The organism is Plesiomonas sp. ISS29, from assembly GCF_056522795.1.
Window position 1 is genome coordinate 1,729,604 of the sequence record NZ_JAWRZQ010000001.1, and the last position, 24,931, is coordinate 1,754,534.

Below are 24,931 nucleotides of genomic sequence, written 5' to 3' on the forward strand. Positions count from 1 at the left end.
TCTACTCATCATAAAAACATTACGGGAATGGCGATTATTTTACGGCAATCAGGAGTGTATACATAAAATTATGGAGAAAATAAAAATCGGTATTGCGCTGGGCGCAGGTGCGGCAAAAGGGTGGGCGCATATTGGTGTATTAAAAGCCTTATCTGATTGCGGGATAGAAGCCGATATTGTAGTCGGTACTTCTATTGGTGCGTTTGTTGGTGCCGCGTATGCCAACAACCGGCTTAGCGAATTGGAAACATGGGTAAAAGACTTCAGCTATTGGGATGTGATCCGGTTGATGGATTTTGAGTGGGGAAAAGGCGGCTTGATCCGTGGTGAGCGTGTGTTTGATATTGCTGCTGCAAAAATAGGTAAAAAGAATATCGAAGATTGCATTAAACCATTTGCAGTAGTAGCAACCGAGCTGGAAACCGGACGCGAACGTTGGCTAATGAAAGGTGATCTGCAACAAGCGGTCAGAGCATCATGCAGTATGCCCGGCTTACTCGCACCTATGCAGCTTGATGGCAAATGGATGGTTGATGGCGCTGTGGTTAATCCCGTTCCCATTTCACTGGCAAAAGCGATGGGCGCTGACTTTGTCATTGCAGTTGATTTGGGGCGAGAGCATCAAATGGCCAAAATTGACATGCTTTCGGCATATCCCATAGAGCTGACTCAAACAGAAGATGAGAGCTGGCAGGCAAAATTACGGCATAAAATTGAGAAAATATTGCCGCAAAAACGCAACAATAACGTGCCGTCGGCGTTGGATGTGATGACATCATCTATGCAAATACTGGAGAGCCGCCTGAAAAAAAGCCGGATGGCGGGTGATCCGCCTGATGTGCTTATTCAGCCTAATGTGATCCAGATCTCAACACTCGATTTTCACCATGCGGCGGCGGCGATAGATGCCGGTTATCGTGCGGTAGAAAGAGTAGCTGAACAATTAGAACCCATTGTCGCCTTTTTGCAATTACGCGATGAAAAATAGGATCTCTTTACAAAAATAACGTCAAACAGGCCATGATTTCGCGCATTAATTGGCTTTTTGGCACACACTTTACTCGTAGGGCATGCGGAGGTGTGAATATGGAAGCGGAGAATCAGCGTCAGGGAAAAGTAAATTTTAGCGGATACCACTTCATGCTGGTTGATGATGACCCGATCTTTCGGCAGCAACTTATTCATTTTATTGAGCGGTTCGGCGGCACGGTCATTGAAGCTCAGAACGGGCAGTATGCACTTGATAAACTCGCCCACTATAAACCTGATGTTATTTTGTGCGATCTAAGCATGGAAGTGATGGGCGGCATTGAGCTGGTCAAGATCTTACGGGCGCATGGGAATAAAACACCGGTTATTGTGATCTCAGGTTCAGAGAAGTTTTCTGATGTTGCAGATGCTCTGCGTGCGGGTGCTTCAGATTATCTGACTAAACCATTGGACGATTTATATATTTTACACTCCACCATTATGGATGTGCTGCAAACCCGAAAAAATCATGATCTGGAGTTGGAGGAACTCAATGAGTATTTCCAGCAGTTACATGAGAATCCAGCTGGTTCTGTGCAGCTGATTCGCCAGTTAATGCCACCAGTACAGTCGAGCATCAGCCACTCATCAGTGCGTTACCGACAGATAAATCAGGCTGATCAAATGGGGTTGGTGTTTGATTTAGCACCGTTAAGCGCAGATAAGTTTGGTTTTTATGTTTTTGATATGTCAGCCGCCGGCCGTGATGGCCCGGTAGCCGCACTGTTACTGCGCACTCTTTTCAATGGTTTTTTGAGCCACCCTGATACTCTCAATTTTGTGCTAACCCATGAAGATATTTTGCGTAAAATCTACCAGACGTTTCGTCAGGCGGGGCTGACAATAAACCCTCGGTTATTAATTGGCTCTTATCAGTCTGATAACGGAAGTCTGCAACTCTCTGTGGCCGGTATTAGTGTTGATATCACTACGGCAGAAGATGAAGAGTACCGCTTATCCTCTGTTCAGCCATTGGGTCTTAAAGGCAGCTTACAGGCCGAAACGGTTAAATTGCAGACAGTGCAGTGGCGTGCCAGCGTTTCATCACTTCACCACGGGTACTTAGATTTGCATGTGCGAAGCGAAAAAAAAGCAGGCCAAAATGCTCGACCTGCTGTTAAACACATTGATGATTTGAGTAAAAATGATATTTGTGGCCATGATATTCGCGCTAATGATACTTGTGATAGCGCTGATGTTATTTTGTTTACTCGGCAGTAGCACACGTAGTATCTGATTAGGTGTATCTTACCTATTTATGTGCCACCGCCAAATAATCGCAGCATAAGAAGCCTGCGATTAAAGATTCTTACGGTTGTTCAACAGTATTGATATCTACTTTTTGCAGTGAAGGTCGGCGGCCTTCAGCACCGTGCATCCATGAAATTAGCTTTCCAGATGCCATCAGAAGGATCAGGCCGGCAATGGTTGCTGCAATCGCGATGCCACCAAAAATTGCCAGTGGGCCTGATTCGCCAACAAACGAGCCGATAATCCCTGCGGTGTAGTTCGCCAATGCGTTAAAGCCAAACCATGCACCCATCATTAAAGAGGCTAAGCGCAGTGGTGCAAGCTTTGTGACCATTGAAAGACCGATAGGGGATAAACACAACTCACCAAGAGTGTGGAAGAAATAAGCACCAACCAGCCAAATCATACTGGCTTTGCCTGATACTTTGGCATCAAACACCGCACCAATCATGCAGAGGAAGCCTAGTGCCAGCATAAACATCGCCATGGCAAATTTGATCGGTGAACTTGGTTCACGCTGACCTAGCTTAACCCAAATAGCCGCAATCAGCGGGGCAAGAGTGATGATAAAGAAGGGGTTCAGTGACTGGAACCACGCAGTCGGGACTTCAAAGTTACCGATCATCCGATTGGTATATTCAGCGGCATAGATATTCATCAAGCCACCGGCCTGCTCAAAGCCTGCCCAGAAAACGATGGTAAACAGACCAAGAACCAGAATCACTTTTAGACGATCAACTTCTTGTTTGGTCAGAGGGCCTTTGCGATCAGCATTGAGTGCTTTATCACGCTTTGCTGCCGGAACAACACCAATATTACCCAGTAACTTACGGGCAAACATAAGCTGCACGGCAAGTGCAATCAGCATGCCGATACCGGCACAAAAAAAGCCTGACTTCCAACCCATTGCTGTTGATACAGAACCTGCAACTAAGCCGGCAATTAATGCACCTAAATTAATCCCCATATAGAAGATAGTAAATGCACCATCACGACGGTTGTCACCGTCTTGGTATAGATCACCAACCATAGTGGAAATATTCGGTTTAAACAGACCGTTACCACAGATTAGCAAGCCTAAACCAGCATAAAATGCAGTGATATCAGCACCATTTAAAACACCGTGTGGCAATGCCAGCGTAAATTGACCCAGCGCCATCAAGGTGCCGCCAATCAAAATCGACTTACGTTGACCCAGCACATTATCTGCTAACCAGCCGCCAATAAGTGGAGTAATGTAAACCAAACCGGTATAAATACCGTAAAGCTTGAGTGCTTCTTCTGTTGACCAGCCTAATCCGCCATTCACTGTTTTATCAGTGAGATAGAGAACCAAAATTGCCCGCATTGCGTAATAAGAGAATCTTTCCCACAATTCGGTACTAAATAGTAAAAATAGACCCTTTGGGTGGCCTAAAAAGTTGGAATGTTGTGTGTTGTTCATCACTTTCCTTTTTTGTTTTTTTAAAACTCTATTTTTATATACACCGTAGAGGTTTAATCTGCAATCTAAAACATTTTTGAAACAAATCATTGTTTCGGTAACTCTTTGTATGTTTTGGGAACAGAGTATAGGGAAGATGTGAGCTTCTCGCTTTCCTGAGTGGTTTTACTGGTATAAAGTATCGAATTACTCACATTTAATGGTTTAAATACCTAATTCACTTTGTATAGTAGGTGTATTGTGCCCTATATTGGATTGTGAATGCATTTAACATTGATAACAAAAAAGAAACCGTTGTGATTATCCAGATTCGCCATATGCGTGAAGCTGAATCGGTTAATCGCACAATTAGTTGATATACTCACGGTATAATCAGCCATACTGTTATGAGTTTGTTCAAAACATGATGAGTGTGCGGTAAAAGAGCCGGTTATGACAGATGATATGCAGAGTAGTATTTTCTCTTTATCTTTATCTTTATCTTTATCTTTATCTTTATCTTTATGTAGTTTGCCTTTTTTATATAGAGAGATAGAGATAGAGAGATAGACATGGTGTCTTCACGATATGAGTGATATCCCATGAGTGTGCATTTTCTTTTTCTGCATACCCTGTTAAGTGTACATTTTACCGATTACGTTTAAAAATTTGTTTTATTGCGAGGATGGCAAATGTCTAATTATCAGGTTCACAAGGCTGTAATTCCTGTGGCAGGTCTGGGTACACGTATGTTACCGGCGACCAAGGCAATTCCAAAAGAGATGTTGCCTATTGTGGATAAACCTTTGATTCAATATGTTGTCAGCGAGTGCATCGCAGCAGGGATCACAGAGATTGTTCTGGTTACACATTCGTCAAAAAACTCGATTGAAAACCATTTTGATACCAGTTTTGAGTTAGAAGCCACACTTGAAAAGCGTGTTAAACGCCAGCTTCTAGAAGATATTCAGGCGATTTGCCCGAAACATGTCACCATCATGCATGTTCGTCAGGGGCATGCCAAAGGTTTAGGGCATGCCGTATTGTGTGCCAAACCGTTAATTGGTGATGAGCCTTTTGCCGTAGTATTGCCAGATGTCATTATTGATGACTTTGATGCTAACCCGAAGACAGACAATCTGGCCGAAATGTTAACGCGTTTTGCTGATACCGGTATCAGTCAGGTTATGGTTGAACCTGTTCCGGAAGATGATGTATCAAACTACGGTGTTGCCGATTGTGGCGGTGCAAAATTGCAACCGGGTGAATCACATATCATGACTGCTGTGGTTGAAAAGCCGGCACAAGATGAAGCGCCATCAAACTTAGCGGTGGTTGGGCGTTATGTCTTACCACAAGAGATCTGGTCTTTACTTGAAAAAACCCCGATGGGCGCAGGCGATGAAATTCAGCTTACTGATGCGATTGCTATGTTGATGGAGACTCAGCAGGTTGAGGCTTATCACATTCGTGGTCGTAGCCATGATTGCGGCAGTAAATTAGGGTACATGAAAGCATTTGTTGAATACGGAATGCGCCATAATGAGTTCGGCGAAGAGTTTTCCGATTATCTGTTACAACTGGCGGCTAAACAGCCTCTGAATTCCCAAAAATAAGGATTTTTATGGCTATTTTAGTCACCGGTGGCACTGGATATATTGGTAGCCACACTGTACTTGAGCTGCTGAACAGCGGTGAAGAAGTGGTTATTATTGATAACCTGTGTAACTCCAGCCGTGAATCACTCCGTCGTGTTGAAAAACTGACCGGTAAAACAGCGCAGTTTTATCAGGCCGATATTAGTGATCGCAGTGCACTGCGAGCTATTTTTGCTACACATAATATTGAGTCTGTTATTCATTTTGCCGGATTAAAAGCTGTCGGAGAATCTTCACAGATCCCACTGGCATACTATCAAAATAATATCTCCGGTACGTTGGTGTTATGTGATGAAATGGCGCAAGCTGGGGTATTTCGCTTAGTGTTCAGTTCATCTGCAACTGTGTACGGTGATCCTCATACAGTGCCGATTCAAGAGCATTTTCCGACTAGCGCAACCAACCCATATGGCCGCTCAAAATTGATGGTTGAAGAGATGCTGCGTGATATCGTTGCGGCAGACCCACGCTGGTCAGTGGTGTTATTACGCTATTTTAATCCGGTAGGTGCACATATCAGCGGTGAGATTGGTGAAGATCCAAACGGTATTCCCAATAATTTATTGCCGTATATTTCACAAGTAGCGGTAGGGCGTTTACAACAATTATCTGTTTTTGGCGATGATTACTCAACTGCCGATGGCACAGGTGTACGTGATTATATTCACGTGGTGGATTTAGCTTTAGGCCATTTAAAAGCCCTAAATTACATTGCTGATCGCGATGGTATTTTTACCTTTAATCTGGGTACCGGTCAGGGGTATTCAGTTCTGGATATGGTGCGTGCTTTTGAGCAGGTATCGGGTAAACCCGTGCCATACCGAGTGGTGGCTCGTCGTGCTGGTGATATTGCTGTTTGTTATGCAGAACCGGCATTGGCCGATCAGGAGTTGGGTTGGCATGCACAGCGCGGGCTTTCTGAGATGATGGAAGATACCTGGCGCTGGCAAAGCCGGAATCCTAATGGATATACAACGTCAGAATAACCTCAATATTGCTGTTATATCAAAATATAAAAATCGAGTGATGTAACAGCAATTTATGGGATGGTGTGAGATATGTTAAATTATAAATAATATGTAATAAAAGTGACAGCAGAGCACCGTCAATTTTAAAAATGCCAATAGTAATACCATTACTGGCTAACGGCAAAACAACAAAAAGCCCACATCTATTGTGGGCTTTTTGTTGTTTATTAACTCACTCATGTATCATGAGTTAAATAGATTATGCCGTGATAGCAAAACTCTCTAAATCTTGCCCTGCTTCAAGTGCTTGCTTGATAATTGCAGGTGTACGGCCTTGGCCAGTCCAGGTTTTGAGCTCGCCATTTTCATCTGTATATTCATACTTAGCAGGGCGGGAACTGCGTTTTGCTTTTTTCGGTGCAGCAGTTTTGCTGTTTGCTAGCATATCGAACAGTTCATTAGGATCAATGCCATCATTAATCAGCATTTCACGGTATTGTTGAAGTTTACGCTGACGCTCTTCGTTTTCAGCTTGGTTTAACTCAGCCTCTTCTCGGCGCTCTTCAACTACAGTAGTCAGTTTACTCAGCATGTCTTCAAGTTGTTCGAATTGTACTTCACGTGCAAAAACGCGCAGGCTTCGGATGTTACTTAATACTTTAATTACTTCGCTCATCATCGTTATCTCAAAAAATGAATTAATTATTATCTTTTTAATGCTAACAGCAAAAATATTCAAGCTGTAGTATAAAAATAATTAAATTAACTGAAAAAGTATAGAAGCAATTGTCTGAAAACAGTCTTCGTTACAAAGATAAATACATTTTAGTATAGAGTTTAATCATACCCAACAGTTCGCTCTGTGTAGTGTATCAATTAATGGATAAATCACTGTGTAGCGTTGAGGCTGTATCAATAAATGACAGTTGTTAACCTATCCTTATACTGTGTGTCACTTTTCTTTTTTATTGCTGTGGTCAAGCGCATTTTGATGCATAATCTTATTTGTATGATATAGAGTGAAATAATTCTTATAAAAAGTGATATTTATGCATTGCATCACTGAAATCAATTGTTACAATGGATTCAACAACCTGATTTAAGATGAGTTTCATTTTTCAGTTTTAATCACTTAGTCAGTTTTAACTACCGAGCGTTAACAACATTGTTATTCCTTTATTTACTGTGTTGTGGTTATGTAAAAAAGTAAGTGATTTACTGTTTATTGGGTTGTTTATTGGGTTGTTTATTGGGTTTTGAAGTAGAGGTGCGCTGTTTATCAGTAATTGTCAGTAGGGTGATTCTGTTGATCGACAATGAAAGGAACCAGCGCCGAAGTTAGAGTGGCTATCACGCCCTCTGGCTGGTGGAGTTCTCAAATAGGGGCTGCACTGCCATAGTCATAAGATTGTTAATACACTATGGAGCGCTACTGGTTGGTTTTGGTTCACAGATTCGTTGTTCCGTACCTTTAGTCATTTGACTGTCAGTAGATCTTCGCCGAACTTTTAAGGTAAAGATCATGAATATTGTTGATTATTCAAACTCATTTCTTGCGGTACTTCCCCCGCTTACTGCATTAGTGCTCGCTGTATTGACTCGCCGTGTCCTATTTTCATTGGGTATGGGCATTTTGGTCGGTGCTTTATTATTAAACAGCTTCTCTCCTCTGGGCTCTTTAGGATATTTACAGCAAAAGATCACCGCGTTGGCGTGGGATGATGGAGCCTTGAATCTGTGGAATATCTATATTCTGCTGTTCTTATTCTTACTCGGTGGAATGACAGCCATGCTGACGCTTTCAGGTGGTAGCCGAGCGTTTGCACTCTGGGCACGTCAGCGAGTGAAAACCCCACGCGGAGCAAAGTTACTGACCGTATTTTTGGGGGCGTTCATCTTTATTGATGACTATTTCAATAGTCTGGCTGTTGGCTCGATTGCCCGCCCAGTGACTGATCGTGCAAATATCTCGCGTGCAAAATTAGCCTATATTCTTGATTCAACTGCAGCTCCGGTATGTGTGATGATGCCAGCCTCTAGCTGGGGTGCTTATATCATTACGATTATTGGTGGTATTTTAGCCACGCACAGTGTGACAGAGTACACGCCACTGGGTGCGTTTGTTGCAATGATTCCGATGAACCTGTATGCGATTTTTGCACTGCTGATGGTGCTGGCGGTGTCATGGTTCTCTATCAATATCGGCCCGATGCGTCGTCATGAGCGTATGGCGCAAGAGGGCATTTCATTGACCGGCCGCCCGATGGATGAGCAAGATAACGGGCACTCTGGTTTCTCTGTGCGTGAGCTGGAATCTGGCCGTGTTGCTGATCTGCTGATTCCGATTATTGCGCTGGTTATTGTCACTGTTTCTGCCATGGTCTTTACCGGTTATCAGGTTCTGGCAGCCGAAGGAAGTGCATTCTCGATTATTGGTGCATTTGAAAATACCGATGTTGGTATCTCTCTGGTCAGTGGTGGTGTTGTCGGTTTAGCTCTGTCTATTATCAGCACTCTGCGTCAGCGCGTTGCAATGGGCGAAATGGTACAAGCGTTACTCAGCGGTATGCGTTCTATGCTGCCGGCGGTTTACATTTTAGTCTTTGCATGGACAATCGGTGCGGTGATCAAAGATATGTCGACTGGCAAGTATCTCTCATCACTGGTACAGGGCAATATGCCAATCAGCATGCTGCCGGTTCTGCTGTTTATGGTTGCAGGTATTATGGCGTTTTCAACCGGTACAAGCTGGGGTACATTCGGTATTATGCTGCCGATTGCCGCAGATATGGCCGCTGCCGCTGATATGGCTATGCTGTTACCATCAATGGCTGCAGTTATGGCGGGTGCGGTGTTTGGTGATCACTGCTCACCAATTTCCGATACCACTATTTTGTCGTCTACCGGCGCACACTGTAATCACCTTGATCATGTAACAACCCAACTGCCGTATACACTGATTGTTGCGGGTATTTCTGCCGCCGGTTTTGTTGCTCTTGGTGTTACACAATCGCCAATGACTGCGCTGGCAGTTTCTGCACTGTTGTTTAGTTTTGTTATCGGTCTGTTTTATTTTTTACAGCCACGACCTGTTGCAATAAAAGCAGTGTCATAACACAGAATACAGTATGATTAAGAGGGCGGATTTCCGCCCTTTTTTACGCTTAAAATAGGAGCATTCACGCGCATGGCGCAGTTATATTTTTATTATTCGGCTATGAATGCAGGTAAATCGACCTCATTATTACAATCCTCTTATAATTATCAAGAACGCGGATTGCGCACGTTGGTCTTTACGGCTGAAATTGATAACCGTTTTGGTGTTGGGAAAGTCAGCTCACGGATTGGGCTATCTTCTGATGCTCTGCTCTTTTCACCTGAAACAGATTTACATGTCTGTATTAAAAATGAGCATCAAAAACAAAAAATTGATTGTGTACTGATTGATGAGTGTCAGTTTTTGAGCCGCAGCCAAGTTGAGCAGCTCTCTGATGTGGTTGATGGTCTTGATATTCCGGTGCTGTGTTATGGTTTACGCACTGATTTTCAAGGCGAACTGTTTGTTGGAAGCCTGTATCTACTGGCATGGGCCGATAAACTGGTCGAGCTGAAAACCATTTGTCACTGTGGCCGGAAAGCCAATATGGTGTTGCGCTTGAATGCCGATGGCGTTGCTATCCGTGATGGTGAGCAGGTACAAATTGGCGGTAATGAGCGTTATGAGTCAGTGTGCCGGAAACACTATAAAGCGGCGTTTACCCATCACTAAATTCAGTCTGAATATGGCAAAAAATTCCCCCGCAAAATGACGGGGGAAATGATTAATTATTCACTACGATAGTAGATCGGCTGACTGATTAAATCCAATTGAACTATCGCGATTTTTATCCAGCCACCTCTATTTTTGGTAACTCTATTTTTGGTAACAATGCAGCGAGTGAGTGGGCCTTCAACAGTGCATTTTGTGGCGCAGACAGCACGGTTAAATGTACGTTTTCTTGTGTAGCAACTTCCGGCTGGCTAAGCGCCCAACGGCGAGCATCAATATAAGCAAAGTCATCAGGAAAAGGCCACTCACTGTCGGTTCTGGCACAATCTGCACTCAGCAATACGGCATCACCTTTTCCCCAGCTGATCCAACCTTGAGCCTGTTGGCCATTAACCCATGTAGTTAATTCACTGATTACATATGGAAAGGGCTGGGCTGCATCAATTTGTTGTTGTGTTATGCCTGTCTCCTGCTGGCAAAATTCGGTCAGTTCTGGTTCAAAACAGGGTTTGACTATGGCATGAAACTGGCTGGTGATTGTGCCATTTGGCTCTACCGCTACGGCACCAATTTCGATAATTTCATTTTCTATTTCACAAGAGAGATCATCTTGCTGACAAGAAACCTGCAAACTAATGGCGATGTAGGAAGTGAGCGCTGAGGTCATTTTTTTATATCCGACGTTTTTGTGTAAATCTAAAGTTGTGTAGCATGTATAACGCGACATGCAGAGCAAGTGATTAGGCTATCACGAATTGGGTATAAATCGGGTAGATTAGCCGCAGAATGTCTACATTTTTCAAATGGTAATGAAAGTTATTATCATTTGATTGGGCGTTACTGTAATATTCACTGTTTTAGATACTCATTTGCCGTTTTGGGCATTCACTTATTGTTTTAGACACTATGCTAAGTAACATATTGTGCTAAGTAATACATTGATTTTTGATACGAAAATAATCGGGGTTTTCTGTGGGATTATTTAGGCAGCTGAGCTGGTTTTTCCGTCAGCAATGGAAACGCTATATCGGTGCTATTGGATTACTGATTACTATCGCGTTTTTAGAACTTTTGCCGCCGATGCTAGTTGGGCATGTGGTTGATGGCATTGATCGGCAACAAATGAGTAAGCAGAGCCTGTTTGGGTTTATTGCCATTTTATTGAGCTGTGCACTGGCTGTATATCTGCTGCGGGTTGTGTGGCGGGTATTGCTGTTTGGTGCATCGTATCGCCTTGCCGTGATATTACGGCAAGATATTTACCGGCAACTCAGCCGTCAGCATGGGCGATTTTACCTCAAACATCGAACTGGCGATCTGATGGCTCGCGCAACCAATGATATTGATCGGGTGGTATTTGCTGCCGGTGAAGGTGTACTGACGCTGGTTGACTCCATGGTTATGGGGCTGGCCGTTCTGTTTATTATGAGTACTCAGCTGAGCTGGCAATTGACGTTACTTGCATTGTTGCCGATGCCGATTATGGCAGCGGTGATCAAGCGTTACGGTGATCAGCTGCATCACCGTTTTCGGGCTGCACAGGCCGCATTTTCATCATTAAACAATAATGTGCAAGAGACGCTGACCAGTATTCGGATGATTAAGGCATTTGGGCTGGAAACTCGCCAGATGCAGCATTTCACGCAGACTGCGCAGCAGGCCAGTGAGCGGAATATGCATGTGGCACGCGTTGATGCAAAGTTTAACCCGACCATTTATGTGGCGATAGCCTCTGCGAACTTACTGGCCGTGGGCGGTGGCAGTTGGATGGTGGTTAATGGCCTGCTAACTCTGGGGCAACTGACCAGTTTTGTGATGTATCTAGGCTTGATGATCTGGCCAATGTTGGCGTTGGCATGGATGTTTAATATTGTCGAGCGCGGCAGTGCTGCGTACCTTCGTGTGCAATCTTTGTTGGAAGAAGATGTTGATATTGAGGCCGGCCATTTGCCGATACCGGCTGAGCGTGGTGTTTTATCCCTCAATATTAAGCAGTTTTTGTACCCTGAAAACCCGCATCCAGTGCTGCAACAGATTGGTATTCAGGTAACTCCGGGCATGGTGTTAGGTTTATGCGGTGCAACTGGCTCAGGCAAAAGTACTTTGCTGGCTTTGGTGCAGCGGCAATTTGATGTGGCACATAATGAGATCACCTTTCATGCTCTGCCGTTGACCGAAATAGCACTGGATGCATGGCGTGCGCGGTTGGCAGTGGTAAGCCAAACGCCATTTTTGTTTTCAGCAACGATTGCTGAAAATATTGCGTTTGGTCGCCCTGAAGCGACATCCGAACAGATTCAGCGTGTCGCAGAGCTTGCCTGTGTTGCCGACGATATTAGCCATTTACCGCAAGGCTATGCAACGCAGGTTGGGGAGCGCGGTGTGATGCTGTCGGGCGGGCAAAAACAGCGTATCGCCATTGCACGTGCTCTGCTGTTGGATGCGGAGATTTTAATTCTGGATGATGCTCTTTCTGCAGTAGATGGGCAGACTGAGCACCGTATCTTGCATAATCTGAAACAGTGGCGACAAGGCCGCACCATGTTGGTGGCGGCGCACCGGTTATCCGCGCTGGCAGAGGCTGATGAAATTGTGGTGCTGCAACAGGGTCGTATTATTCAGCGCGGCAAACATGATGCGCTTCGCCACCAATCGGGGTGGTATCAGGATATGTATCAGTATCAACAGCTAGAACAAGCATTAGAGCAGGATGATGGAGTGAACAATGCTGAACCTGCGTGAACAGTGGCCAACGTTGAAGCGTTTATTGCGCTACGGTAAGGCACATAAGAAAGATATTATGGTTGCCACCTTAATGTTGTGGTTAGCTTCGGTAGCCGAAGTCGGTGGCCCATTGTTGGTTAGCTTTTTTATCGACCATTTTCTCTCTCAGCGCTATCTTCCGCTATGGCCTGTTGTCGGGCTGGTGGCTGGATTTTTGTGTTTACAATTTGGTGCCGGAACACTGCACTATTTTCAGGCGCTGCGTTTCAACCATGTTGCGTTGAATGTGGTTCAACAGGTGCGCTGTGAGGTATTTCAGGCGGCCATTCGCCAGCCGTTAAGTGCTTTTGATACTCAGCCGGTAGGGCAGTTGATCTCAAAAGTCACCAACGATACCGAGGTTGTGAAAGACCTGTATGTGACAGTGTTAGTGACGGCGTTGCGTAATATCGCCTTAATCAGCACCATGCTGGTGGCGATGTTTGCTTTGAACTGGAAGATGACACTGGTGGCGATGGTCATGTTTCCTGCTGTGTTAACAGTGATGAGCCTGTATCAAAAACGCAGCATTCCGATAGTACGTCAAGTGCGCAGTTTGCTGGCTGGAATTAATGATGGTTTTAATGAAACGATCAGCGGTATCAGTGTGATCCAGCAAATGCGGCAAGAGGCGCGGATGGGCGAAAAACTCTCGGCAGAGAGTCAGGCGCACTACCGTGCTAGGATGCAGGCTTTGCGGCTAGATGCTTTTTTACTGCGGCCATTACTGAGCCTGATTTCAGCTTCAGTATTGAGCGGATTGCTGCTGGTGTTTGGTTTTTCAGCCACCGGGAGTATTGGTGTCGGCGTGTTGTACGCGTTTATCAGCTATCTTGGCCGCTTAAATGAGCCACTGATCGAGCTGACTTCACAGCAATCTATGTTGCAACAAGCCATTGTTGCCGGAGAGCGTATTTTTACGCTGATGGATGCGCCGGCGCAGCATTATGGTGACAGCACACAACCACTGGCAGATGGCCGTGTGGAAGTGCGTAATCTCAGTTTTGCTTATCACTTTGCTGAGCCGGTTTTGCAGCAGATTTCGCTGAATGTGCCTGACCGGGGTTTTCTGGCATTAGTCGGCCATACCGGTAGTGGAAAGAGTACGTTAGCCAGCCTGTTGATGGGCTACTATCCTGTACAAGAGGGGCAAATTTTACTGGGTGGGCAACCTTTATCAACGCTATCGCATGATGTTTTGCGCCATGATATTGCGATGGTGCAGCAAGACCCCGTAGTACTGGCGGCGACCGTGTATGACAACATTGCGCTGGGGCGTGAAGTGAGTGAAGAGGCTGTTTGGGCAGTCTTAAAGCAAGTTGAACTGGCTGAACTGGTCAGTGCGCTGCCTCAGGGGTTACATACCCTGTTTGGTGAGCAGGGCAATAACTTGTCTGTTGGCCAAAAACAGCTGCTTGCACTTGCTCGGGTACTAGTACAGCAGCCAAAAGTGCTAATTTTAGATGAAGCTACCGCAAACATCGACTCTGGTACAGAGAAATCAATTCAAACGGCGCTGGCACGGGTACGCCGCTCTACAACACTGATTGTGATTGCGCATCGTTTATCTACTATTGTGGATGCCGATCAAATTGTGGTGCTGCACCGAGGTAATATTGCCGAACAGGGTAAGCACTCTGCATTGTTACAGCAGCAGGGGCGATATTCACAGATGTGGCAACTTCAGCAAGTCACCGATCAGCTATTGCAGCAAAAAGTAGGTTAGTGTTTTATACCGATACTTTACCCATTTTATAGAGTTTTCACCTCTGGGTAGAGTATCGGTAAATATTCAGTATTACCTACATGAGTGACAACTCAAAAGGCTAAAAAATATCGATTATCCTTTGTTGATATTATGCTTTTAAGCTATTTGCAGCTTTGTCACCCAGCCATAACCCGATGACCAACGCGGCAAAAAACAGTATTGCGGGTAACGTAGGAGCGGCAAGTAAGGTAATGGCCGGTCCTGGGCAGATCCCCGCTAACCCCCAACCAACACCAAAAATAGCGGCACCGCTGACCAAACGGAGTGTAATCGTTTTACTGGGTGTAGTAGGAAGTGGATCACCGCATACTGCGGTTGAGCAAGGCTTTACCCAGCGAAAATAGCCGATGGAAAAGACAGCAAGTGCACCAAACATGACAAATGCCAGTGTTGGATCCCAGTTGCCGGTAATATCCAAAAAACCTTGTACTTTGGCCGGATTATTCATCCCCGAAACGGTTAATCCACTGCCAAACAACACGCCACATATCAGGCTAAACAGATAACGCATTCTCTCTCTCCCTGTGTTTTGCTGGGAATTTTAGTACATATAACTCACTGATTTGCGATGGAACTTTATCGGATATTTATTCGGTGTTCATTGGGCTGTTAGCCCGCGAAGAGATGCCGCAGCAAATAAACAGTGATAAATCCGGTGGTCATAAACGTGCAAGTTGCAATAATAGAACGCACTGATAAACGGCCCATCCCACAAATACCGTGCCCGCTAGTACAGCCATTTCCCAGTTTCGCACCAAACCCGACCAACAACCCCGCGACTACAATCAGGGGGAATGGCGCGTTAACCGTTGAGCCTAATGTGATATTCATCAGGTTAGCGGTATACAGCGCGCCTACCACCATACCCAGTACAAAAAGCACACGCCAAAACCACTCTTTATTGGGATGAAGCAATCCGGTGAGAATACCGCTAATACCCGCAATACGGCCTGTACCTTTGAGCAGTAACAGAGCCGATAACCCGATCATTGCGCCTCCGGCTAAACCCAATAGCGCACTGCTGAGTGAAAACATGTTGTTCCCTCCTTTAATACTGGCGTATTGCCGCTGCATACTGAATATACCCACCACTGAGGTTTGCGCAGCGGAAACCATAGTGTTGTAATAATCGGCACGCTACAGTTCCGCGTAACCCACTTTGGCAAATAACTAAAATCTCTTTCTCTTTGGGGAGTGTAGAGAGATTTTCGCGTAAGTTATCAACCGGAATATTCAGGGCATTCGGTATTTTACCGATGTTTTCCAGCTCGGCAGGGTTACGGATATCAAGCAAAAACTGATCATCTCGGGGTTGTTGTACATCAGCAACATGGCAGACTGGAACATCTCCTTTTAGCTGGTTCGTCGCAACAAAAGCGGCTTGGTTAACGGCATCTTTTGCTGATCCAAAAGGTGGGGCGTAGGTGAGCTCAAGGTGTTGCAAATCAACTACACTCATCCTTGCACGTAGCGCAACGGCTAAAACATCAATCCGTTTATCAATACCATCACGCCCTACCGCTTGAGCGCCAAGTAAGCGGCCAGTGGGCACTTCATAGACCAGTTTTAAGCTGACCGGATGTGCTCCCGGATAATAACCTGCATGGCTACCGGTATGAACATGAATGCATTGTGCGTTAAACCCTGCCTGTTGCGCTGTTCGCATATTTAACCCTGTGCTGGCAGCGGCCAAGGTGAAGACTTTGCAGATGGCAGTGCCTTGGGTGTGGCGGTAGTGTTCGGTATTGCCCAGCATATTGTCAGCAGCCATACGGCCTTGACGATTTGCAGGCCCTGCTAATGGAATAACACCTGTGTTTCCGGTGACAAGATGTGTGGTTTCGATAGCATCGCCGACGGCATAAATATCGGGGTCAGAAGTCTGTAATTGTGGATTAACCTTAATCCCACCACGTGTACCAATCTCTAAGCCGGCACTGCGAGCAAGCTGGGTATCGGGCGTAACGCCAATTGCTGCAATGACTAAGCCGGTTTCCAATTGTGTGGTATCGGAAAGTTGCAATAGCAGATTATCCTGCTGAGCTTCAACTGCGGTGAGACCGGTTTTTAAACGCAGGTCTACTGCCTGACAGACTAATTCCTGATGTAAAAAAGCAGCCATATCTGCATCAAGGCTGGTCATCACCTGCGGGGCGAGTTCGAGTAATGTCACCGGAATTTGGCGTTCACGCAGCGCTTCGACAACCTCTAGGCCGATAAAACCGCCACCGACCACAGTTACATGCTGTTTAGATAAGTTGCTGAGTGCGGCAATAATCTGATCCATATCGGGGATATTGCGCAAAGTCAGCACTTTTGGGTGATCAAAGCCGGGAATTGGTGGGCGGATGGGGGATGCGCCAGGGCTGAGCAGCAGCTTGTCATAGCTTTCAACATACTGCTCACCGGTCAGTTTATTGTGTACTGTGATTTGCTTGGTATCTCGGTTAATACTCAGCACATTATGCTGCACTCTGACATCAACATTAAATCGTCGCTTAAAGCTTTCTGGTGTTTGTAAAAGCAGTGATTGGCGTTCGGGAATATTGCCTCCAATATGATAAGGCAAGCCACAGTTGGCAAATGAGATGTATGCACCGCGTTCAAAAACGATAATTTCAGCGTGCTCATTAACGCGCCGAGCCCGTGCTGCAGCAGATGCACCGCCAGCTACACCGCCAACAATCAGGATCTTAGGTCTGTTTTGTGTATCCATGGTAGACATAAAACGCCTCTTAGTTAAGATTTATTTAATTTAGTATTATCTAAAATAATAAGGTAAGCAAGCGAACAGCACTGAGCGTACCGATTTAATCAATGTTCATCAGCATACGGTGTGGATTATAAAAAAACCGGATACAAGATCCGGTTTTGCGGTTTTGATGTGCAGTGATTGAACAGTGGTAAAATAAAAAATCACTTACGCTGGCGGATTAACCCCTCTTGCACGGTTGTTGCAACCAATAGCCCATCACGCGTAAACACGCTGCCGCGTACAAGACCACGTGCACCTGATGCCGATGGGCTTTCAACAGCATATAAAAGCCAGTCATCCATACGGAAAGGGCGGTGAAACCACATGGAGTGATCAATGGTTGCAACTTGCATATCGGCTTCCAAAAAGCCTTTACCGTGCGGTTGTAACGCGGTCGGCAGGAAATTAAAGTCAGACGCGTAGGCCAGCAAATATTGGTGTACCCGCTGGTCGTCAGGCATGCTGCCGTTTGCTTTAAACCAGACATAGCGCGTTGGTAGATCAACTTCCCCTTTTAGCGGGTTGCTGAACTTAACCGGGCGCATCTCAATCGGGCGTTCGCATAAAAATTTCTCTTTTACCGATGGTGGCAGAAGGTGTGCCATTTTGCGTGCAATGTCTAATTCAGACTCTAGCGTTTCAGGCTGTGGAACAACCGGCATAGTATCTTGATGTTCAAACCCCTCTTCATGAAGCTGGAAAGAGGCGGTGAGATAAAAAATAGGGCGGCCATTTTGAATCGCGCTGACACGGCGGGTACTGAAACTGCGGCCTTCACGCAAGATTTCAACATCATACACAATCGGCTTATGGCTATCGCCGGGTAGTAAAAAGTAGCTATGAAAAGAGTGTACCGCCCGCTCAGGAGAGATAGTCTGCTTGGCCGCATGCAGTGCTTGACCAATCACTTGCCCGCCAAAGACTTGGCGAAGGCCTAAATCTTGGCTTTGACCACGAAAAATACCCTCTTCAATTTTTTCCAAATGCAGGAGTTGCAGTAATCCTGCCAATACATCGCTCATTAATAACCTCGGAATACATTATTCGATGCTCTGTGGCATCGATTAATTGCGTTTCTGTTTTGTGTGATACACAGTGGAATATCAGAAGCATAGCATTAACTGTGCGTTGGGCTAAAACCTCAGTATGAATCTGTCATCGTGTTATGACGGTGGTGTGATCAGGTTTAACCTTGAAGGAACATCTGATTGCACCACCGAGACAATAAATCTTGTCTATAAATTGACATAAATAAGGGAATTGGCAGGGCAGGGCGAGTGTAGGGGGAATTTTTATAGCAGTGATTTATCTGTGGTTGAAACTCGGTGTTACTCCCGAGTTTGATCTTATCAGTAGCAGAACCGCCTATACTAAAAGTAGTGTTTTGCAGGGCGGTGTTTTGATGTAGTGATAACTGGCAAAGCACAGATATATAACATGCCCATATCAAAATAATAGAGATGTAAAAAGTATCTATACACAACAGATGCAACGCAGATAACACATACAACACATACAATAAGGAGGTGTGTATGAGAGAGGGAATTTTCACATTGGCCGCAGTGCTGTTTACACTACTGGCTACGGTGGCAATGGCACACTCCGTAACAGATCTGAATCTAGTATTGTCACTGCTGCTTGTGGTGTGGCTGCTTCCACAATCAGGGGGGCGCGGTGCTGTTCTGGTGGCTGTGATTATGCTGTTTATGGCAATATTACCGTTGCAACCGCTCTGTCTGAGTATGGCTACCTTAATGGCATATCCGATGCTGTCTATTTTATTTTCCCCATCAGCTTCCAGTAATCTGAGATTTGCTCTGTTTATTCCGTGGATTGCGATGCCTAGTGCGGTCATGGTGCTGCAAAGTGAAGGTGCTATTGACGGATCGGCATGGTTAACTTTTTGTCAGTTTCTTGCCGTGAGTGTTATAGCCCTGTTGTGCCAAGGCTGGAAAGGCTTGCAAGGGAATACCACTGCGCTGTTGGCCGTGGCTATTCCTCTGAGTGTGTGGTTGCCGATACAAACACTGGCCGTGATGTCGGTTATTGCGGTTATTTCAGCGATTCAGATGCTGCAACAGCAGCAGAATAGGCAGATGTTATACCGTTTAACCTGGTTACTGCCGACATTACCGTTTGCGGCACTGACGCTGTATCAAGTAGAGCATGTTTCAATGCCAATTTTAATGATGTGGTTAATTTTGCTACTCATTGAATTGATGGGGGAATCTTTATTGGCCGATTCTGAGCAAGAAAACATCACCTGAACCGTTTGGCTATTGCATTCTATGGCGGTATCCCTGATAATTGCTGCGCTTTCACGGGATTACAGGTGAAAGTTTGTCAATGGAGGCTCTATTGGTCCTCCCGCATTGATACTATGTCGACCTGGTCAGATCCGGAAGGAAGCAGCCAAGGCGTAGGACTCGAGTGCCGGGATGTGGCTGGTAGGGCCTCCACCCGTTTCTGGGGGTTGGTGTTTTATCCCTTTATTATTCGTTTTCTTTATCTTCTGCTCCTTGCTTTGTTTTAGCTTATATCCCACATCCAACAAAATGTATTGAGTCTGCCGGCTGTATTACCCATGAGTCATAACGTTATAAAAAAGGGCACAGACTTCGCTGTACCCCGATAATGTACTATTCAATAAGATCAACGAGCATTTCAATAAGATCAACGAGCATTTCAATAAGATCAACACACATTAATAGATACTGTGTATACAGCTATTCTGGTTATTCATCAAAACCATTTTTTGCGGCAACCTCGGCGTACCAGTAGGCTGATTTTTTCTTGTAACGCTGCTGCGTTTTTCGATCAATATACAAAAAACCATAACGCTTTTTAAAGCCGTTGATCCATGAAAAGTTATCCATTAACGACCACATATAGTAACCGCGCACATTGATGCCATCACTTACTGCCTGATGGATAACCTTGAGGTGCTCGCGGACAAAATCAATACGGCCATCATCATCAACCGAACCGTCAGCATTGAGCTGATCTTGCATACCGATACCGTTTTCGGTGACATAAACTGGAATGCCGGGTGCATATTCGTGTGCTCGTTGCAGTAAGTCATACATTGCTTGCGGGGCAATTTCCCAGCCCCAGTCAGTGTATTTTCCGTTTGGATTTTTGACAAAACGAACCACTCCGGCAATAGAAAACTTGCAGTCATCACTGTTATTGCCTGAGTTGTTAATGTGAAACTCTGTATCGGTTGCATCGGCAGTAGCATAGTGCGGGTAGTAGTAATTAACGCCGATAAAATCAATTTTTGTTTCGGCAATATCACGTAACTGCTGTTCATCCCACTGTGGTAGCAGATTATGCTGTTGATAAAACTCCACTACATCTTGCGGGTAGCATCCCAGCAGGGCCGGATCAATAAACCAACGGTTTAACATGCCGTCAGCCAAATGCGCCGCAGCGATATCTTCTGGTTTGTCGGTTGCTGGATACACGGTTGACATATTCAGTACTAAACCAATTTCACCACCGGTATTGAGCGAGCGAAACAATTTTACTGCACGCGCATGGGCTAGCACAAAATGGTGGGCAACCTGAATAGCGGCACGATAGTCGTGTTTGCAAGGCGGATGCAGTGCGGTGACATAGCCATTGAGTGTGGTCCAAGCTGGTTCATTAAAGGTTGCCCAGCGTTTAACGCGATCACCAAACAGGGTAAAGCAGGTTTTGGCAAAATGCAGGTAGGCATCAAGTGTTTTAGGGTTTTCCCAGCCACCGTTATCGGCCAACCATACCGGAAGATCCCAGTGGTAGAGGGTAACATTCGGCTCGATACCCTCTGCCAGCAAAGCATCAAACAGGTTGTTATAAAATTCAACGCCCTGTGGGTTAATCTGCCCATCTTCTGCCGGGATCAGGCGCGGCCAGCTGATGGATAAACGGTAACCATTGTGGCCAATCTCTTTCATCAGGCGTACATCATCGCGGTAGCGGTGATAGTGATCACAAGCAACATCAGGGTTGGCTTGCTGATAGATACGTTCAGGGTGCTCGTGGCAGAAAACATCCCACTGTGATAATCCGCGCCCCTCTTCACGGGCTGCGCCTTCAATTTGTAGCGCAGCGGTTGCCGAGCCCCAGATAAAGCCTTCAGGAAAGGTATAGGTTGTCATAGCGTTGTCCGGTTATCCGTTAAATTCGGTAAGGAAGCCATCATTTCAGCAGTGATATTTCGATAGCATGTGCAGAAGGTATTTCTGCGATGTTTACCCGCATTATTTTGCGAAATACTACTGAAGATTATTAGCTATCTCTTGCCTTTTTTCCTTTCATTATGATCGGTATCACATCCTGAACGGGAAGATTTTTTTGCGGTGTGAAGAAAAGAGAATGTGATTATTTATCAGACAAAAACAATAGCGCAATATGTTGTGAAACTAGTGATTGCAAGTTTTTACCGGCTGTTTATTATACGCTGAAAATCGGCCGCTCATTAATGTTTACCTGCTCAGAACTTAGGGAAACCCTACGTCTGGGTGATGTATACCCATTGCTGCGCTGACGTAGTGTTGATCATTGTAAGTGACTTAAATAAGAGTGGATCATGCGCCAGTTGTTTGTAGTACCAAAATCATGGTTGTTGGTATGTAGTATTGCGTTTTCAGGGGCTTTTTTTGCACCGTTTGCTTCGGCCAGTTTTGTGCAAGAGCCGCTCAAAGCGGATTTAGTGGTGGTGAAAAAATCACAGTACCGTTTGTCTCTTTTACGTAATGGGAAGGAGATAAAAAGTTTTTGGATTGCACTGGGGGCAAATCCAGTTGGGCATAAAGTGATGCGCGGCGATAACCGTACGCCCGAAGGGCGGTATTTGCTCGATTATAAAAAAGATGATTCCCAGTACTACAAGGCGATTCATATCTCTTATCCCAATATCAATGATATTGAGCGTGCGCAAGCAAGCGGGGTGAATCCGGGTAATATGTTGATGATCCACGGTCAGCCGAATGCAGTACAGAGCAGCAGTGTGCAGCGATCTAACTGGACTAACGGCTGTATTGCGCTGCTTAACCATGACATGGATGAGATCTGGCGCTCAATTGAGCCGGGTACGCCGATTGAGATTTATCCATAACAACATGTTTTTTTCTGCTATCGATAGCAACTTTTGTTGGTTTTGAAACGCGGTAATTCCGATTAAAACAGTGTCAACAGCCATTCTGACTGACATTGGCATTAATCGATTACAGGAGTTACCGCATGACATTACGTGCATATTCATGGATTACCACCGCAGCGGCAGCAACATTACTGACGCTGAGTGTGCAGGCGGCAGAAATTACACTGCTGAATGCCTCGTATGACCCTACCCGTGAACTGTTTGCCGAATATAACACGCTCTTTTCTGCGCACTGGAAAAAGCTGCACGGTGATGATGTGGTGGTAAAGCAGTCTCACGGGGGGTCGGGCAAGCAAGCACGCGCGGTGATTGATGGGCTTGAAGCTGATGTGGTTACACTGGCTTTGGCATATGATATTGATACTATTGCGAAAAAGGGCCGTGTTAATCCGACATGGGCAGAGGCTTATGCACACCATGCAACACCGTTTAACTCAACGATTGTATTTCTTGTGCGAAAAGGCAACCCAAAACAGATAAAAGACTGGAATGATCTTATTCGTCAAGATGTTGAGGTTATCACGCCAAACCCGAAAACCTCAGGTGGCGCACGCTGGAACTATCTGGCGGCATGGGGCTATGCGTTAAAACAAAATCAGAATTCGGCGGCGGCTGCGCAAGAGTTTGTCGGCAAGTTGTACCGTAATGTGAAGGTGCTCGATTCTGGTGCGCGTGGGGCAACCACTACATTTGTTGAGCGTGATATCGGTGATGTGCTGATTACATGGGAAAATGAAGCTCATTTGGTGCTTAAAGAGCTGGGTGCAGATAAGTTTGATATTGTTACACCTTCAGTCTCTATTTTGGCAGAGCCACCGGTGGCGGTGGTTGATAAAGTGGCCAATAAACGCGGTACGCAGGCAGTAGCTAAAGAGTATCTGGCCTACTTGTATTCACCGGAGGCACAAACTATTGCAGCAAAAAACTTCTATCGTCCGACAGATCCTGTTGTTGCGGCGCAATATGCTAATCAGTTTGACCAGTTAACCCTGTTTACTGTTCGAGATCTATTTGGTGATTGGGCGCAGGCACAGCAAACACATTTTGCACAAGGTGGGGTGTTTGACCAGATTTATCAGCCGGGGCAATAACGTCTGATTTACTTTACCGTGCTCTGTATGGGGCACGGTGTTAAAACTTACCGGTTGTGCAAGAGGGTTATTGCAAGCACAGTTGTAAGTAGTCTGACGGTAGCATGGGTTTATAAAAATGATAACCTTGTGCAACAGGGCACTGCATCTCTTGTAAGGCAAGATGCTGGCTGTTCGACTCAACGCCTTCAGCAACCACTGAAATATTGAGTTTTTGGCATAAATCAACAGTATGTTTGACGATGTGGTAACAGACCGGGCTTTCAGTAATATTGGCAATAAAGGCTTTATCTAATTTTAATTCAGTAAACGGGATCTCAGAGAGCATTTTAAGTGATGAGATGCCGATACCGTAATCATCGAGTGAAATACCAAACCCTTCATTATGCAGTAAGTTCATGGCTGCAATCAGCTCAATTTTACTGCTAATCCGGCTGTTTTCGGTTAGCTCTATCGTCAGTAATTTTGCCGGTAGTTTTGCATCAAACCAACGCTGCGAGATCTCTTTAACCAATTCGATTGATGCAACCGTTTTTGCTGAGACATTAATCGAGATCGGGTTGCCGATTCCTTTTTTGACCAGTGAACGTTGCAGCGCAATAACCTTATCGAGCATGGTCATAAATAGCAGATTATCAAGATTGTGTGCCTCTATATCAGCAAGAATAGCAATATGATCATAAGTGAGTGGATTGGTGCTCTCAGTAAAGCGAGCGAGTGCTTCTGCGCCGATAATGTGTTGTGTATTTAGTGCAATTTTGGGTTGTAATACCAGATTAACACTGCGGATCATCAGTAATAAACGGTGGATACCTTTACTGGAGATCGGCTTTGTGTAGGTGGTATTGTTCTTAGGTGTATTGTGAGACAAGGTTTTTTGCTGCTGGGTGATTGCACGGATAATACTTTGATAGTGCTGGGCTTGCAGCGGTTTACTGATAGCAAGCGGGCAGTGAAAGCCTGATTCAATGGCAAGACGCTGGTGGGAGTATAATACACGGTCACTTGTTGAACTAAACCAAATAATAGTAGGGCGGAGCAACGCTGGTTTATCAGCATATAATGCGTTAAGACTCAGTAAAAATTCTGCTCCGGCCTGATCTGGCATATGAATATCGCAAAGGATTGCGTCAACTGAGTAATCGGGCAGTTCATACAAGGCACTGTCTATATCTGAAAATGAAATGACATTCACATCATACAGTGACTGTAACTTTTTCTGCACAACTTCACACTCAATAATATTGTCATCAACGACCGCAATCGTAGGTTTATTCATAAATATAGGCTTATCCGTATTCGTATAT

The 24,931-nt window shown here is 45.2% G+C and carries 20 protein-coding genes, 1 other RNA gene and 1 riboswitch; of the genes, 12 read left to right on the forward strand and 9 right to left on the reverse strand.

The window, feature by feature from the left end:
- Nucleotides 1-70 precede the first annotated feature (70 nt).
- Both rssA and AC1HDJ_RS07770 read left to right on the forward strand, forming a co-directional pair.
- Nucleotides 71-988 (forward strand): patatin-like phospholipase RssA, encoded by a 918-nt coding sequence (gene rssA, locus AC1HDJ_RS07765; RefSeq protein ID WP_479534797.1) that lies wholly within the window; start codon nucleotides 71-73, stop codon nucleotides 986-988.
- 98 nt (nucleotides 989-1,086) lie between these two features.
- Nucleotides 1,087-2,250: a response regulator gene (locus tag AC1HDJ_RS07770; RefSeq protein WP_479534799.1), complete on the forward strand. Its 1,164-nt coding sequence runs from the start codon at nucleotides 1,087-1,089 to the stop codon at nucleotides 2,248-2,250.
- 88 nt (nucleotides 2,251-2,338) lie between these two features.
- Here AC1HDJ_RS07770 and AC1HDJ_RS07775 read toward each other — a convergent pair whose 3' ends face one another.
- A complete protein-coding gene (locus AC1HDJ_RS07775) occupies nucleotides 2,339-3,724 on the reverse strand; it encodes a peptide MFS transporter (protein WP_479534801.1) in 1,386 nt (461 codons plus the stop codon).
- A 671-nt stretch (nucleotides 3,725-4,395) separates the two neighbouring features.
- Here AC1HDJ_RS07775 and galU point away from each other — a divergent pair.
- Both galU and galE read left to right on the forward strand, forming a co-directional pair.
- Nucleotides 4,396-5,319 (forward strand): UTP--glucose-1-phosphate uridylyltransferase GalU, encoded by a 924-nt coding sequence (galU, locus tag AC1HDJ_RS07780; protein WP_479534803.1) that lies wholly within the window; start codon nucleotides 4,396-4,398, stop codon nucleotides 5,317-5,319.
- Nucleotides 5,320-5,327: 8 nt separating this feature from the next.
- A complete protein-coding gene (galE, locus tag AC1HDJ_RS07785; protein WP_479534805.1) occupies nucleotides 5,328-6,347 on the forward strand; it encodes a UDP-glucose 4-epimerase GalE in 1,020 nt (339 codons plus the stop codon).
- A gap of 241 nt (nucleotides 6,348-6,588) precedes the next feature.
- Here the strand turns inward: galE and AC1HDJ_RS07790 are convergent, their stop codons facing one another.
- The gene (locus tag AC1HDJ_RS07790) at nucleotides 6,589-7,005 is read right to left on the reverse strand and encodes an H-NS family histone-like protein (protein WP_479537046.1); all 417 of its coding nucleotides are present in this window, start codon (nucleotides 7,003-7,005) and stop codon (nucleotides 6,589-6,591) included.
- 578 nt (nucleotides 7,006-7,583) lie between these two features.
- A riboswitch (Lysine riboswitch) is annotated at nucleotides 7,584-7,769 on the forward strand.
- 82 nt (nucleotides 7,770-7,851) lie between these two features.
- Here AC1HDJ_RS07790 and AC1HDJ_RS07795 point away from each other — a divergent pair.
- Both AC1HDJ_RS07795 and AC1HDJ_RS07800 read left to right on the forward strand, forming a co-directional pair.
- Complete coding sequence (locus tag AC1HDJ_RS07795; RefSeq protein ID WP_479534807.1) at nucleotides 7,852-9,444, forward strand: Na+/H+ antiporter NhaC family protein; 1,593 nt, start codon at nucleotides 7,852-7,854, stop codon at nucleotides 9,442-9,444.
- 72 nt (nucleotides 9,445-9,516) lie between these two features.
- The gene (locus AC1HDJ_RS07800) at nucleotides 9,517-10,098 is read left to right on the forward strand and encodes a thymidine kinase (RefSeq protein WP_479534809.1); all 582 of its coding nucleotides are present in this window, start codon (nucleotides 9,517-9,519) and stop codon (nucleotides 10,096-10,098) included.
- Between the two features lie 115 nt (nucleotides 10,099-10,213).
- Here the strand turns inward: AC1HDJ_RS07800 and AC1HDJ_RS07805 are convergent, their stop codons facing one another.
- The gene (locus tag AC1HDJ_RS07805; protein WP_479534811.1) at nucleotides 10,214-10,765 is read right to left on the reverse strand and encodes an exonuclease domain-containing protein; all 552 of its coding nucleotides are present in this window, start codon (nucleotides 10,763-10,765) and stop codon (nucleotides 10,214-10,216) included.
- A 305-nt stretch (nucleotides 10,766-11,070) separates the two neighbouring features.
- Between AC1HDJ_RS07805 and AC1HDJ_RS07810 the strand changes: the two genes are divergently transcribed.
- Nucleotides 11,071-12,840: a SmdA family multidrug ABC transporter permease/ATP-binding protein gene (locus AC1HDJ_RS07810; protein WP_479534813.1), complete on the forward strand. Its 1,770-nt coding sequence runs from the start codon at nucleotides 11,071-11,073 to the stop codon at nucleotides 12,838-12,840.
- Nucleotides 12,824-14,587 (forward strand): SmdB family multidrug efflux ABC transporter permease/ATP-binding protein, encoded by a 1,764-nt coding sequence (locus AC1HDJ_RS07815; RefSeq protein WP_479534815.1) that lies wholly within the window; start codon nucleotides 12,824-12,826, stop codon nucleotides 14,585-14,587. Before AC1HDJ_RS07810 ends, AC1HDJ_RS07815 begins: the two co-directional genes overlap by 17 nt.
- Nucleotides 14,588-14,717: 130 nt before the next feature.
- Here the strand turns inward: AC1HDJ_RS07815 and AC1HDJ_RS07820 are convergent, their stop codons facing one another.
- The 4 genes from AC1HDJ_RS07820 to tesB form a co-directional block, all read right to left on the reverse strand.
- The gene (locus AC1HDJ_RS07820; RefSeq protein WP_479534817.1) at nucleotides 14,718-15,140 is read right to left on the reverse strand and encodes a DUF6691 family protein; all 423 of its coding nucleotides are present in this window, start codon (nucleotides 15,138-15,140) and stop codon (nucleotides 14,718-14,720) included.
- 98 nt (nucleotides 15,141-15,238) lie between these two features.
- Nucleotides 15,239-15,664, reverse strand: a complete 426-nt coding sequence (locus tag AC1HDJ_RS07825) for a YeeE/YedE family protein (RefSeq protein WP_479534819.1) — start codon at nucleotides 15,662-15,664, stop codon at nucleotides 15,239-15,241.
- A 13-nt stretch (nucleotides 15,665-15,677) separates the two neighbouring features.
- A complete protein-coding gene (locus AC1HDJ_RS07830; RefSeq protein WP_479534821.1) occupies nucleotides 15,678-17,354 on the reverse strand; it encodes an FAD-dependent oxidoreductase in 1,677 nt (558 codons plus the stop codon).
- 191 nt (nucleotides 17,355-17,545) lie between these two features.
- Nucleotides 17,546-18,406 (reverse strand): acyl-CoA thioesterase II, encoded by an 861-nt coding sequence (gene tesB, locus AC1HDJ_RS07835; protein WP_479534823.1) that lies wholly within the window; start codon nucleotides 18,404-18,406, stop codon nucleotides 17,546-17,548.
- A gap of 510 nt (nucleotides 18,407-18,916) precedes the next feature.
- Between tesB and AC1HDJ_RS07840 the strand changes: the two genes are divergently transcribed.
- Both AC1HDJ_RS07840 and ffs read left to right on the forward strand, forming a co-directional pair.
- Nucleotides 18,917-19,651: a VP0952 family biofilm-associated protein gene (locus AC1HDJ_RS07840; RefSeq protein WP_479534825.1), complete on the forward strand. Its 735-nt coding sequence runs from the start codon at nucleotides 18,917-18,919 to the stop codon at nucleotides 19,649-19,651.
- A gap of 89 nt (nucleotides 19,652-19,740) precedes the next feature.
- Nucleotides 19,741-19,837: signal recognition particle sRNA small type (gene ffs, locus AC1HDJ_RS07845), an RNA gene on the forward strand.
- A gap of 282 nt (nucleotides 19,838-20,119) precedes the next feature.
- Here the strand turns inward: ffs and AC1HDJ_RS07850 are convergent.
- On the reverse strand, nucleotides 20,120-21,529 hold the full coding sequence (locus tag AC1HDJ_RS07850) for a GH1 family beta-glucosidase (protein ID WP_479534827.1): 1,410 nt from the start codon (nucleotides 21,527-21,529) through the stop codon (nucleotides 20,120-20,122).
- Between the two features lie 431 nt (nucleotides 21,530-21,960).
- Between AC1HDJ_RS07850 and AC1HDJ_RS07855 the strand changes: the two genes are divergently transcribed.
- Both AC1HDJ_RS07855 and AC1HDJ_RS07860 read left to right on the forward strand, forming a co-directional pair.
- On the forward strand, nucleotides 21,961-22,488 hold the full coding sequence (locus AC1HDJ_RS07855; protein WP_479534829.1) for a L,D-transpeptidase family protein: 528 nt from the start codon (nucleotides 21,961-21,963) through the stop codon (nucleotides 22,486-22,488).
- A gap of 125 nt (nucleotides 22,489-22,613) precedes the next feature.
- Complete coding sequence (locus AC1HDJ_RS07860; RefSeq protein ID WP_479534831.1) at nucleotides 22,614-23,624, forward strand: sulfate ABC transporter substrate-binding protein; 1,011 nt, start codon at nucleotides 22,614-22,616, stop codon at nucleotides 23,622-23,624.
- Between the two features lie 67 nt (nucleotides 23,625-23,691).
- On the opposite strand, the gene AC1HDJ_RS07865 is transcribed toward AC1HDJ_RS07860, so the two are convergent.
- Nucleotides 23,692-24,903 (reverse strand): EAL domain-containing response regulator, encoded by a 1,212-nt coding sequence (locus tag AC1HDJ_RS07865; RefSeq protein WP_479534833.1) that lies wholly within the window; start codon nucleotides 24,901-24,903, stop codon nucleotides 23,692-23,694.
- Between the last annotated feature and the right edge of the window lie 28 nt (nucleotides 24,904-24,931).